Annotated in this window: 10 protein-coding genes; 1 reads left to right on the top strand and 9 read right to left on the bottom strand. The window is 39.9% G+C overall.

The window, feature by feature from the left end; all coding sequences use genetic code 11:
• Window positions 1-271 precede the first annotated feature (271 nt).
• A complete protein-coding gene (locus ACTQ9S_RS06755) occupies window positions 272-916 on the top strand; it encodes a GspH/FimT family protein (protein ID WP_440454496.1) in 645 nt (214 codons plus the stop codon).
• A 61-nt stretch (window positions 917-977) separates the two neighbouring features.
• On the opposite strand, the gene ACTQ9S_RS06750 is transcribed toward ACTQ9S_RS06755, so the two are convergent.
• The 9 genes from ACTQ9S_RS06750 to ACTQ9S_RS06710 form a co-directional block, all read right to left on the bottom strand.
• Window positions 978-1,739, bottom strand: a complete 762-nt coding sequence (locus ACTQ9S_RS06750; RefSeq protein ID WP_068325862.1) for a pyridoxine 5'-phosphate synthase — start codon at window positions 1,737-1,739, stop codon at window positions 978-980.
• 111 nt (window positions 1,740-1,850) lie between these two features.
• Window positions 1,851-2,597: a DNA repair protein RecO gene (gene recO, locus ACTQ9S_RS06745; protein ID WP_440454495.1), complete on the bottom strand. Its 747-nt coding sequence runs from the start codon at window positions 2,595-2,597 to the stop codon at window positions 1,851-1,853.
• Between the two features lie 45 nt (window positions 2,598-2,642).
• Window positions 2,643-3,815, bottom strand: coding sequence for a GTPase Era (era, locus tag ACTQ9S_RS06740; protein WP_350655457.1), 1,173 nt, complete (start codon window positions 3,813-3,815; stop codon window positions 2,643-2,645).
• Window positions 3,816-4,025: 210 nt separating this feature from the next.
• Window positions 4,026-4,820 carry a ribonuclease III gene (rnc, locus tag ACTQ9S_RS06735; protein WP_068034348.1) on the bottom strand — a complete coding sequence of 265 codons (795 nt, stop codon included), beginning with the start codon at window positions 4,818-4,820 and terminating at the stop codon, window positions 4,026-4,028.
• 125 nt (window positions 4,821-4,945) lie between these two features.
• The gene (locus ACTQ9S_RS06730; protein ID WP_068034346.1) at window positions 4,946-5,341 is read right to left on the bottom strand and encodes a DUF4845 domain-containing protein; all 396 of its coding nucleotides are present in this window, start codon (window positions 5,339-5,341) and stop codon (window positions 4,946-4,948) included.
• A 217-nt stretch (window positions 5,342-5,558) separates the two neighbouring features.
• Window positions 5,559-6,461, bottom strand: a complete 903-nt coding sequence (lepB, locus tag ACTQ9S_RS06725; protein WP_440454494.1) for a signal peptidase I — start codon at window positions 6,459-6,461, stop codon at window positions 5,559-5,561.
• Between the two features lie 126 nt (window positions 6,462-6,587).
• Window positions 6,588-8,384: a translation elongation factor 4 gene (gene lepA, locus ACTQ9S_RS06720; protein WP_440454493.1), complete on the bottom strand. Its 1,797-nt coding sequence runs from the start codon at window positions 8,382-8,384 to the stop codon at window positions 6,588-6,590.
• Window positions 8,385-8,837: 453 nt separating this feature from the next.
• Window positions 8,838-10,067 carry a capsule biosynthesis protein gene (locus tag ACTQ9S_RS06715; protein WP_440454492.1) on the bottom strand — a complete coding sequence of 410 codons (1,230 nt, stop codon included), beginning with the start codon at window positions 10,065-10,067 and terminating at the stop codon, window positions 8,838-8,840.
• A gap of 135 nt (window positions 10,068-10,202) precedes the next feature.
• The gene (locus ACTQ9S_RS06710) at window positions 10,203-12,806 is read right to left on the bottom strand and encodes a capsular polysaccharide biosynthesis protein (protein WP_440454491.1); all 2,604 of its coding nucleotides are present in this window, start codon (window positions 12,804-12,806) and stop codon (window positions 10,203-10,205) included.
• Window positions 12,807-12,828: the final 22 nt, after the last annotated feature.

Below are 12,828 nucleotides of genomic sequence, written 5' to 3'. Positions count from 1 at the left end.
TTTTTTCTCTATTACAAAAGATGTGTTTTCACTAATTGAAACATTTTTTGACAGTTGTACTATATTTTGTTTATATTAAAACAATGAACATTATTTGATTCAATAACCAAGATAACGATGTAAAAAATTTGTAAGTATAGAGAAGTCAGTACGTTTTAGAAATCTAATGCTTTATATAAGGCAAAATAGAAGAATGAATATTTATTTAAAATTATAAGTCCAATCAAGTTAGCTCATACAATAAACCCATCATTATAGGTAATGACTATATATGACTAAGCGACATAATACGCCATGCCCTACTCAGCAGATATCAAACCCTGGTTTGCTTAATTTCATTGTCATTGACCATTTAAAAGCTATCAAAAACCTTTCTAAACACTATAATCAAAAAGGATTTAATCTTGTAGAACTCATAGTAACAATAGCAATTTTAGCCATTATCGCTACCATAGCAGCTCCAGCCATTTTAACCCAACTGGCAAGTATGGAAGCTAAACGTATTAAAAATCAATTAGAGACCACGCTTAAGATAGCAAAAGCTGAGAGTTTTATAAGAAGACAGAATTTGTTGGTTTGCCTATCTAATTCAGGAGGGCGTTGCCACCGAGATAGCTATAAAAAGCTTCTATTATTTGTAGACAATAATAATAATAAGCATTTTGATGTTCAGGTTGATGTGCTATTAAAAGAGGAATCTTTGAACCCTAAATACAGCACCCTAAGTTTACGAGTAGGAAATAAGCGCCATTACACTAAATTTTGGGGAGATAGCGGTAAACCACGTGGACATTTTGGTCATATAAAATACTGTCCAAGCTCAACTTATGGTCAAGCTATGTATCAGATCTCATTTAATCAAGGTGGTATCATTAGATACAAGCCTAATGATACACATCCTACTGACTGTTTATAAATATAACATCTATCATAACAATATTAGTTAGTCACTATCAGATTCAACCCTGTATAGAAAATCACTCATACATCGCAGTTTTCATCATAGTCACTGCTTGCGACAATCCTACAAATATTGCATCGGCAATCAATGCGTGCCCAATGTTCAGCTCATAAATATCGTCAATTTGTGCAATCGCATTAACATTGTCACGAGTTAGACCATGACCTGCATTAATTAGCAATTTATCATCTAAATTTTTTGCGACAATCACTGCTTGTTTAATACGTTGTAGCTCAACATTCTGCGCATCAAAATCTCCAGCCAAACCTACCTCGGCATAAGTACCGGTATGCAGCTCAATAGCATCAGCATGACAAGCAACTGCTGCAGCAATTTGGACCTCATCTGGATCGATAAATAAAGAGACCTTAATACCTGCTGCATGTAACTCATTGATGTATTTTTTCAGATGAGTGATTTGCCCTGCAACGTCCAACCCTCCCTCAGTAGTTAGCTCCGCACGCTTTTCAGGTACTAAGCAAACCCAAAATGGTTTAACTTCGCAAGCAATAGATAGCATTTCAGAAGTTGCTGCCATCTCCAGATTCAACCTAGTAGTCAATTGTCTCGCTATCTCATACACATCTGAGTCTTGGATATGACGACGATCTTCACGTAAATGTATAGTAATGCCATCTGCGCCTGCTTGCTCGCATAATAATACTGCCTCTAAAGGGCTAGGATAGTTGACACCACGCGCTTGACGTAAGGTTGCTACATGATCAACGTTGACACCTAATAGCGGTCTGTTTACTGAGTTTTGTGAAGAGGTGACCATAAGAAATCCTTTTAAAAACGAAATCTGATTGACGTATAGATGATAATGCTAAAATAGCGTCACATTTAATATTGATTTAAACAGCTATATGTTAAACAAATGACTGCTTTATTATTGGTAACGCTGCTGCTGTTGCCATAGTAAGCGACTTTGTAATGGCTGATAGTCAAGCAGATGATCAATCAGATGTCTATGTAGCCTTGACCAATTGCTTAGCGTCGCGTCAGTAATGCCCAGTTGTGCCATTTTTATAATATCAGCCCCACTGAAAACTGTTTGTAACGCATTAATTGTCGTTTTATCAGGTTGAAAAGTAGCGACGAAACCTACATCAGACAAAAACCGATAATCAGTATCAGGCTCAATAGGTGCTAGTATGTTGTCATGCGTTAACGTTAAAGAAAAGCCCAGCTCTTCGAATAAATGAGATTCAAATTGGCGTAAGCATAATCTCAACGCATCCGCTGCTAACGGCTGCTTTAGCTGTAATAAGCTGTTTTGATAATGTTGCCATAATACTGGCATTGGATCTTCGCTAGGCAACAACTTCCACAATATCTCATTTAAATATAATGCAGCGTACTGTTGCTGACCGCTTATCTGTTGATAACATGATGGCTTAGTGGCCGTAGTAGACTCTGTAGAGTCATCCTCTGCTGGCATCAAATTAATCTGACTAAAGGTTTTTAAATCACGCTTGCCCGTTGCAAACAGTTGTAACGGCTCAAAGAGAGGTGCACCCTTTTTACCAATACCGTGCACTACACCATGTTGTTGGGAAAACAAATAGTAAAGCGCACGTTTTTCTTGATAAGGTCGCTGATGTAATAAATAACCTATTAATGCTTCATTGCGCATTGTTTGTTACCTCAACATCATGTCCAGACTTGATGTTTAGTTTAATCAATAACCCAAGCTTGTTAATGCACGCTCATCATCAGACCAACCACGCTTGACTTTTACCCATAGAGTTAACATTACTTTTTTATCAAATAACTTTTCCATATCTTTACGGGCGTCCATACCAACTTGCTTGATACGCTGACCTTTTTCACCAATCACGATGGCTTTTTGGCCATTACGTTCTACATATATTGTTGCATCGATGAAAGTACATGCTTTACGTGGACGACCTGTTTTAGGATCCATATGAGCCGCTTCATCTTTAAACTCGTCAATCTGTACGGTTAAATCATAAGGCACTTCATCACCAGCGCTACGCATAATTTTTTCGCGGATAATCTCACTGGCTAAAAATCTCTCTGAGCGGTCAGTGATTTGTTCAGTGTCATAAATTGGCGTCGCCTTTGGTAGGTGCGAAGCAATAACTTCCTCAAGACGATCTAGGTTTTGGTTCTTTAGAGCTGAGACCGGTACGATGTCGGCAAAGTCAAAGCTGTCACTGAAAGTTTCAATCAGTGGCAGAATAGACCCTTTATCTTTTAACGTATCTGCTTTATTAATGACCAATACGACAGTTAAGTTGGTATCACCAAGTTTCTGTAAGGTCAATAAATCATCATCACGCCACTGGTCTGAGTCAACCACGAACAATACCAAATCTACATCTACCAGCGCTGATACAGCAGCTTTATTCATACGCTCATTGATAGCACGTACTTCATTGCGATGAATACCGGGCGTATCTACAAATACTGCCTGCATTTCATGAGTGCTCAAAATGCCATGAATGCGGTGACGAGTCGTTTGGGGCTTACGTGAGGTAATCGACAGCTTTTGGCCTAACAAATGGTTCATTAAAGTCGACTTGCCAACGTTTGGACGACCAATGATCGCTACGTAGCCTGCTTTAAAGTCTTCAGCAACGCCATCATTATTACTTGGCGCAAAGAACCCATCAATCGCATCGTTATTTTCAAGATCAGTATCGCTATCAGATTCGTCGGCATCGTCATTATCTTGCTGCTGAATAGCTGTTAACGACTCTCCTATTTTTCTACTTTCTTGTGTGTTTTCTACTTGTTCTACAGTAGTAGCTTGGTTTGTATCAGTGTTCTCTGTCATATTATTGGCATTATCTTCGGGGGTAGATGGCAAGTCAGTATGATTGCTCATAGGGTAATCCTGTGGAGTTTTGATGATAGGCCTAGCAGTATATTTAATCTGTTAATAATACTTACTAGGCTAATTTCAATTTAGAAATAAAGAAATTTGAAGGTCTGTATTGTTTATTAAGTTGTTGATAACCATTAGGTTAGTCTTTAACAAGTATCTAATATTTAATCGAGTCAGGTGAACAAGTTATCAACGTTAGGAATTAAGTTATTAACGTTTTTTAAGCGCGCCAGGTAACTTGTGCAATTGATTGATCATTAGTTCAGCTGCTTTTTGCTCAGCAATCCGGCGACTCTCACCAGACTCAGTGATATCAGGGCAACTGCTAATATTCACCTGACAGCGTACAACAAATATCTGATAAGGCGCATTGCCACGGGTTTCGACCAACTCATAGTGTGGCAAATCAAACTGTTTGGATTGTAGCCATTCCTGTAAACGACTTTTGGCGTCTTTTAGTGCTTTTTGGTCATTAACGTTGTCGATTAAGTCACCATACCATGACAGCACACAATTACGAGTGATTTCCATATCTTGGCTGTCTAGATAAATAGCCCCAATCAACGATTCTACCGCATCAGCCAATATCGAAGCGCGATTACGTCCACCACCTTTACGTTCACCAATACCCAAGATCAGATGGTTGGATAGCTCTAAGTTCTGAGCGATGGTAACTAGGGACTCTTGGCGTACCAATGTGGCACGCATACGAGTCAAACGCCCTTCATTCTGACTAGGATAGCGATGATATAGTGCCTCGCCAACAATCATTCCAAGAAGTGCATCACCTAAAAACTCTAAGCGCTCATAGTTTTTTTTGCTATCGAACGAGCGATGCGTTAAGGCTAACTTTGGTAGATTTAAATCATTAAAGACGTAGCCTAATTTGCGTGTCAATACTTCCAGACGCTGAATAAAATCTGAGCTGATTGGCAAAGTCTCCATAGTTGCGCTATTTTTTTTGGCGGCAGGCAGCGCTTGGTACTGTTGTGGAGTTGATTTCATGCGTGGCTTTTGGCTATCCTTTAATGTTAGTAATTTAAACGTTTAAATAATTGATAGAATTATTTCACAAGAGTCGTCTGACCCTTATGAATTATTGTTAATTGGTAAAAATCTTATGAGAATGCCTACTCTACCGAGGCAGCATTTATTTCACCTTCAAAACGATTAACGATATCGACATTACCGAAAAAGTTACTGGTTTTATCATAGTCTTTATAAATGGCCAGTTGACCTGTCTTGTTATTGGTAAAAGTAAATACTTCTTCAGCGGTCGTATCATAATCAGCATTAATAGAGAGTTGACGGTTAACACGTTCAACGAACTGTTTTGCAGTCTCACCATTATTATTAGCTTCTTTTAACTGCGCACCTAACGTTTTGCTTAGCTGGTAATCACCAACTTGTGCAGGCATGATCGCAATAATCAATTTGCCAGCAATAACAATAATAATTAGCAGCAAGACAATACTAGTCACACTAGACCCACGCTGAGACGTCAAACTCGTTAACTGGTGCGCCATGAGGCCCCCTCTAATGATTTAATTTAATGTATTCTAACCAGTTGTTTTATCCGCCCTATCTATTTTTATATCTCATTTTTTTATTATCCGTTTGTGTACCTTCATATCCACTACGATTAATATGTCAAATATAGTATAAATTTTATTTTGATTAGGGTCAGCATGAATACTAGCATAATATCTAATAAACAAAACAGTTACTGATTAGAAACAATAATCAATCAATTGAACCATTACGAGAGAAAGTTGGAAGATTAAGTCCTGGTGGCTTATGCATCCAAATATAGACCGCTTTACCCGCTAAATTTTCATCGGGTACGAAGCCCCAAAAGCGTCCATCAGCACTACGATCTCGGTTATCACCCATGACGAAATAATCACCATCAGGCACAGTAACCTGCCACTCTGTCCCCGCTGAACTGACTACTTCTGGCGATTGCTGCTGTAAGAACGGTGCATATTGCGAACTATTCATATCTGAAAGATAGCGCACTAAATGCTTATTCTCACCTTGAGTTTCTTGAAAATATTGTGCTTGGTCTTCTTCTTGCTGCCCCATCTGTGTCGCTTCATTCTCAGTCAGTACCTGACCTGGCATCACTTGACCAGCTGGGTAAAGTTGCGCCGTTAGATCAGTGTTAGCATCGAAATTCACTGACTTAGTATCTACTGGCACATCATTAATCGCAATTTGTCCCTGATTATAGCTGACCGTATCTCCCGGTAGACCTATTACCCGCTTGATATAATAGATGCTAGGGTTTTCAGGATAGCGAAATACTATGACATCACCATGCTCTGGTGAGCCAGTATCTAGTACTTTATTATAGGTGAGCGGTAAGCGTACGCCATAAGCATATTTATTGACGGCAATAAAGTCACCAGTATATAGAGTTGGCACCATAGACGATGATGGAATATTAAAAGGTTCAATCAAAAATGAGCGCACAACCAGCACTACTGCCAATACAGGGAAAAAGTCATAGGCCCAGCGCACTAGCAAGCTCTCTTTACCGCGGCCACGTGTTTTACGCTGTTTTAGTGTTAACTTGTCTAGTAACCATATAAAACCTAAGGCTATAGTTAACGGCACCAAAATCAAATTGAAATCAAAATCCATGCTAATTTGCCTATTAAAGATCTGCTTCTATGACCATGTCAATTTGTCATGCCAGTCATGGTCATTTAGAGTTTTAAACAGTGACTTACATGCAGTGATTACTTACTAACTCAGCTATCAGATTATTTAATCTACCTGCAATACCGCTAAGAAGGCTTCTTGTGGAATCTCCACATTACCAACTTGCTTCATACGTTTTTTACCAGCTTTTTGCTTAGATAGCAGCTTTTTCTTACGCGAGACATCACCGCCATAACATTTGGCTAATACATCTTTACGCATGGCTTTAACCGTACTACGTCCAATTATTTGGCCGCCGATAGCGGCTTGAATCGCCACATCAAACATCTGCCGTGGAATAAGCTCTTTCATCTTGGAAACCAGCGCATTACCGCGATAACGAGATTGTGTTTCGTGCACAATCATGGCTAAAGCATCAACTTTTTCACCGTTGATAAGTACGTCAACTTTAACCAATTTATCGACTTGATAACGCTCAAAGTTATAATCAAGTGACGCAAATCCACGCGAGACTGACTTTAGGCGATCAAAGAAATCCATCACCACCTCACCCATCGGAATATCAAATATCAGCTGAACTTGTCTGCCCATAAAGCGCATATCAACCTGTACACCGCGGCGCTCAATACACAAAGTCATAACGTTACCGAGATAATCCTGCGGCACTAAAATCTGACAACGAGCAATCGGCTCACGGAACTCTTCGATATTATTCGGTTCAGGCAATCTTGATGGATTATCAACATAGATGATGCTGCCATCTTTTTTTACAATCTCATAGATAACTGACGGCGCAGTGGTGATAAGATCCAAGTCATACTCACGCTCTAGGCGCTCTTGGATAATCTCCATATGCAGCATACCTAAGAAGCCACAACGGAAACCAAAGCCCAACGCATCAGAAGTATCTGGCTCAAAAAATAGCGACGCATCATTAATTTGCAACTTCTGTAGTGCTTCACGAAACTTTTCAAAGTCAGTAGATTCAACAGGGAACATACCAGCATAGACTTGCGGCGTAATCTGTTTAAATCCAGGGATACGATCAACGTCAGGTGTCTTAGAATGCGTAATGGTATCACCGACTGGTGCACCAGCAATATCCTTGATACCAGCGATAATAAAGCCTACTTCACCAGCTTCTAAAATCCCTGTATCTAAAGGTTTAGGCGTAAACACGCCAATAGAGCTGACTGGATGAGCCTCTTTGGTCGATTTAATATAAATTTTATCGCCTTTTTTAACAGTACCTTGACGGACACGTACTAACGAGACAACGCCTAAATAGCTATCAAACCATGAATCAATAATTAATGCTTGTAATGGTGCTTCACGATCACCTGTTGGCGGTGGAATAAACTCAACCAACGCTTCAAGTAGTTTATCAACACCAAGACCAGATTTTGCTGATACTCGCGGCGCATCTACCGCGTCAATACCAATAATATCTTCAATCTCTTGGATAACGCGCTCAGGCTCAACTTGTGGTAAGTCAATCTTATTCAAGACTGCCATCACTTCCAAGCCTTGATCAACGGCAGTATAGCAGTTGGCAACAGACTGGGCTTCCACGCCCTGCGCCGCATCTACAACCAATAACGCACCTTCACAGGCAGCTAATGAACGCGAAACTTCGTATGAAAAATCAACGTGGCCGGGGGTATCAATAAAGTTAAGCTGATAGCGCTCACCATTTGGATGGTCATAAAATAAGGTGACCGATTGTGCTTTGATAGTAATCCCACGCTCGCGCTCAATATCCATGGAGTCGAGTACTTGCGCCTGCATTTCACGATCTTGCAAGGCACCGCACATCTGAATAAAGCGATCGGCAAGCGTCGACTTGCCGTGATCAATGTGGGCAATGATAGAAAAGTTACGAATATTGGCTAATGCAGTCACAAAGCGCCTACTAAATAAAAGGTGATTGGATAACCGCTACTGAACAAAAATACTTGAACAAACGGTACTTGAACAACAGTGGAAAAATAACGGTTATTAGATATTATTGCGATAATAATTTTGGAAATAAGATTTAAAAAATAAAAACTAGTGGTGTCAATTGTGGTAACTAAAGCGTATTTAAAAAGAGCTAAGTTAATAACATTTATTATTAAAGCCACTGTTCATGACGCTTGATGATATACACAGACATGTGAGCGTATTCTAGCAGTTTTCCACTGTAAAGTAAGGCGATTTTATTGGTAAGGATTTGATTCGTAGCTAAAATTGACGACTGAATGGAGCTAATAGTTATAGAAAGCTTTAAATTAAAGGTTTATAACTCAAAGATTTATAACTCTAAAATAGTTACTGCAAGATATCGACAGATATTTACTGACTATGGCTGCTGAACTATTTAGCAGTATCAGACATTATGCCTGTAGCCTCTGACTGCGGTAAGTACTTATACATCCATGGCGATTTACCGTAAAACGCCCCGTTGATTTGAGTTTGCTCAATCAGATACTCACGGAATCTTAGATAGAACTCATTATCTGGATGTGTAGGCTGCTGCCAAAATTGCGCAAGTGTCTTAGGATCTGTGAGCTTAGGGGTATCGTAGATGGCTCGTCCCATAACTTTGGTAGGTTTTTTATGGTACACCGACTGCAGACCCGTTGTACTATTGATAGTCACCATACCGATACTATGCTTCATAAGTGTTGGCAAGTGCATATCACAACCATAAAACACTCTTGATTTAACTTGATAACGTGCTGCTAGGCTTGCCACCAACTCACGATAATCACGGTGACCACGATCTAACGGATGATGCTTAAATACCAGCATCTGCGTTGTGTCAGCATATTCTGCAAAACTAGCGATCACCTCGTCAATGAACTGCACCACATCACGGTAACCACTATGATGAGTAATTTGCGAGTCATTATGTACCTGCAAGCTAACCAAGAAATAGTTGTTGTCTGCTTGGGTGATTAGCTGCTTTTGTAGCTTTTTATCGGGTAGATAACCACATAGCTTACGCCAAGGTGCTTTTAGCCAAGCTATCGCTTCTTGCCATGCTGTCATCCCGCGATAATGGGAATAATGCGGATAGCGCGATTTATATAGTCTAGTAATAATGTAATAAACAATGGCGGCGATACTCAATCGATAAAAGCGATTATGCGTATACAGTGGTTTATCATTGGCTTTTTTGAGTGCCTTAATATCCGCTATATTTAAGCGCGAATAACCATTGATGCCGTGCTCTTGCAGGGTAATATAATCAGGACGTAAATAGCCTTCTTCAAATACAAAAAAGGATATGCCTAGTTTTTCACTTAAGCAGGCAGCCTGTGTATGATGAGGACGACAATCACCAAAACAGACAATCGCATCAATACCATGTTCGACAATAAAAGCTTGCAGCCAAGATGAGAACTGCGCCAAAGTACCTGTATATTCATGAGCATTAGAATGGCGATAAAAAAATGCATCACCAGCATTAAAGTTAATTTTGCTCACTTCAATATCTTGAGTTTGCAAAAACGTAGCAAAACGGCTAAAAAACCCGCCCATCTTTCCTTGTAGCAGCAAAACGTGTCGATGAGTAAGCAATTGATGCATCGATGCTGCCATAATATTACATACCATTAATTAATGAATAAAGGATGAGACTAAATTGAACGGAAAAATTTCTGATAATAACCAGATTGTACATAAATTATACCGAAAAAAATCATACTTGTCGTAATGGATTTATTTTGACATAAATTAATGAGAAATTTTGCGTAGGCGCTGTTGCCATTTATGACGCTGCTGCATAAAACGCGTGGCAGTACGACGTTTAAGATGAGCAGTTACTTCTGATAGTTCGGACAATTTCGCTGATGAACTATTGGTTGCACTGGCTATACTACTATGTTGTTTAATTTGCAAAGTCTTCGCATTCTTATTAGGCGGATATAAGTAGTCAATCACTTGTTCTACTTGAGCAAGCCCATAGCCTTTAGGCAGGCGATATAGTGGATAACGTATGAGTGCACAATGCAGCAGTTGCTCAAGTGATAACGTAGTGTCTCGTTTGCGCCTATGTAGATAGTCAGATTTTGGCGATAACTGTGCATCAATATCGGTCGTTAAGCCCCAACCTGCATAAAACGGCAAACCGTAACAAGTGACTTTTAAACCACGCAATAATGCCTCAAAGCCCGTTAATGAACTGATCGTATGTACCTCATCAATACACTCTAAACAATCAGGCATCGCTGTATCATAAGCGACCGCTTGCACCTGCCGTAAGCATTCTGCCTCGACTCTGCCTGTACGCAGTCCTGCTTCCACATCTGGATGGGGTTTGTAAATTAAATAAGCATCAGGATTGTCTCGTCGTACACGCTTAATCAAATCTCGATTGGTTTTAATGTCTGAACCACAATACTGAACCGATAAATCATCCTCTACTTGTCCAACGATAAGTAAGCGCGGTTTACCAGATACCTTTGCATCCTGCATCCATTGCATTTTTTGACTGACAGCGTTCAATTTATTATCAGAACCAACCTTATTAGCAATGTCAGCATCAATCTCAGTACCAACATTATACTTACTAACTCGCTGAGTAAGCAGTTTGGCTTGAAGCTCCCGTACTCGTGCACTTTGTCCTGACGTCAATGTCTCACAATTGCGCAATAAAGTTTCTAAATCTGATGGCTGAGTCGCATCATAGTAGATACCTTGCTTATCTATCACAACCGACAAGGGTGCTAACAATGTGGCACCCAAGCCATTTGAACGGATAAAACCATCTTCCATACAATAAATAGTTGGTATGTCCGACATTGGCTGTTTCGCAAGTTTGCTCTGTAACTTTTTTTGGATTTGCTGGCGTTTAGCTAAGCCCCAGACTAATAGTGGCTGCTGGTAACAGACTGTAAAATGATCCGGATGTAGCAAGTTTTTTAGACGCGGTTTGGGTTTAATGAATAATGTCGTGCGCGGTAGATTAACAAAAGCCTTCACAAAAGGTAGTTTCCAGCGACTGAACTCATATACCGTTAAATTGCCTTCGAGGCGTGCTTGCCAATATCGATTGGTCACTAACCATTCAATCGCGGTATCAATGTCACAAGCCTGCTTGGTTGCTGGATCTACATAATGACTATAGTCAATATAGGCGCTATAGAATAATGCCTCTAACGTCGCATTGAATGTACTATTAGCTGCTATAGAAGATTGTTTTTTACGCAAGTTACGCAGTCGCTGAGTGATTTTCAATCGTTTAGTAGATTGCTTAGATAATGATGCTGATTTTGATGGTTTTAATGACTCTTCAACCGCCGGCAATGTGGCTGCAAATGTTTGACGACGTTGTTTGACTGATTTGAGTAAATTTTTTGGTGCACCACTATCATCGCTAAGCCCCCAACCACTATACCAATTAACCCCAAAGCAATGTACCTTTTTGCCTAGCATTAATGCTTCACAGCCCATATGTGAGCTGACCGTATAGACATCACTTACTTGCTCTAGTAATCCAATAGGATTAAGTGCTTGAGTCAATATTTGGACGTTTTTGGGTAATTTTAGGCTGGTAAGGTATCCTGACTTTGCGGCAGGATGAGCCTTGATCCAAATGTGAGCATCAGGATGATTGCGACAAGCAGCCTTTAGCATTCGCTTAAACTGGTTTTTATCCGCACCAGCACCTTTGATGGAGGCATCGCCAGCGACTTGATCAATCAATAACACATGCGATTTTAACGAGTCTTGTTCTATGTGACCGTTTTCTTCAGCAATCAGTTTATCTAATGACGGACAAGTAATCACAGCATTATATTTACTTAGTTTCTCTTCGCAAATACGTGTCATCAACTGCAGAGCATGTTTTTTATCTAAGACATTGCTATCAGCGTTAGAGCATTCTTTGGCACGCGCAACGATTAACTGCTCAAGGCGTGAGGTTTGCATTAAATCAAAGTAAATACCCACATCATCGACAACTACGCTTAATCCATGACGACTGCTAATACCAGAATCTAATGAGCGTAAAAAGCCATCTTCGATACTTAAAGTCGTCAGTTGTTGACGATCAGCAGACTTTTTGGCTCGTTGATAGCTCTTTTTATGACCCCATCCAATAAAGGCGTCAGGTGTCTCAAGATCCGAATTAAGATGCTGCTGTAAACCTGACCATGGATACCAGCGCTGAATGTTTGCTTTTAGCACCTGAGATAACAATACGTTGTTGCGACACATGCCTTTGCCAATTACTGCTAGATTATTCGGTAGCTGGTTTTGAGCGGGCAAAAAACGTAGCGCATCATTAGAGGTAGAAGTTACCACCAACTTGCCTTCACATGCTACGCTTTTTGCCATTTTTAATATCCTTTTTGATTAT

Source organism: Psychrobacter sp. ASPA161_9, assembly GCF_051970275.1.
Taxonomy (GTDB): domain Bacteria; phylum Pseudomonadota; class Gammaproteobacteria; order Pseudomonadales; family Moraxellaceae; genus Psychrobacter.
Note: the sequence above shows the minus strand (reverse complement) of the source record. Positions and strands in the feature narration are given on the sequence as shown.

Excerpts from the sequence above, each read along its gene's own strand:
- ACTQ9S_RS06710 (WP_440454491.1), bottom strand. The coding sequence starts at position 12,806 with ATGGCAAAAAGCGTAGCATGTGAAGGCAAGTTGGTGGTAACTTCTACC.
- recO (WP_440454495.1), bottom strand. The coding sequence starts at position 2,597 with ATGCGCAATGAAGCATTAATAGGTTATTTATTACATCAGCGACCTTAT.
- lepB (WP_440454494.1), bottom strand. The coding sequence starts at position 6,461 with ATGGATTTTGATTTCAATTTGATTTTGGTGCCGTTAACTATAGCCTTA.
- ACTQ9S_RS06755 (WP_440454496.1), top strand. The coding sequence starts at position 272 with ATGACTAAGCGACATAATACGCCATGCCCTACTCAGCAGATATCAAAC.
- rnc (WP_068034348.1), bottom strand. The coding sequence starts at position 4,820 with ATGAAATCAACTCCACAACAGTACCAAGCGCTGCCTGCCGCCAAAAAA.
- ACTQ9S_RS06715 (WP_440454492.1), bottom strand. The coding sequence starts at position 10,067 with ATGGCAGCATCGATGCATCAATTGCTTACTCATCGACACGTTTTGCTG.
- ACTQ9S_RS06750 (WP_068325862.1), bottom strand. The coding sequence starts at position 1,739 with ATGGTCACCTCTTCACAAAACTCAGTAAACAGACCGCTATTAGGTGTC.
- ACTQ9S_RS06730 (WP_068034346.1), bottom strand. The coding sequence starts at position 5,341 with ATGGCGCACCAGTTAACGAGTTTGACGTCTCAGCGTGGGTCTAGTGTG.
- era (WP_350655457.1), bottom strand. The coding sequence starts at position 3,815 with ATGAGCAATCATACTGACTTGCCATCTACCCCCGAAGATAATGCCAAT.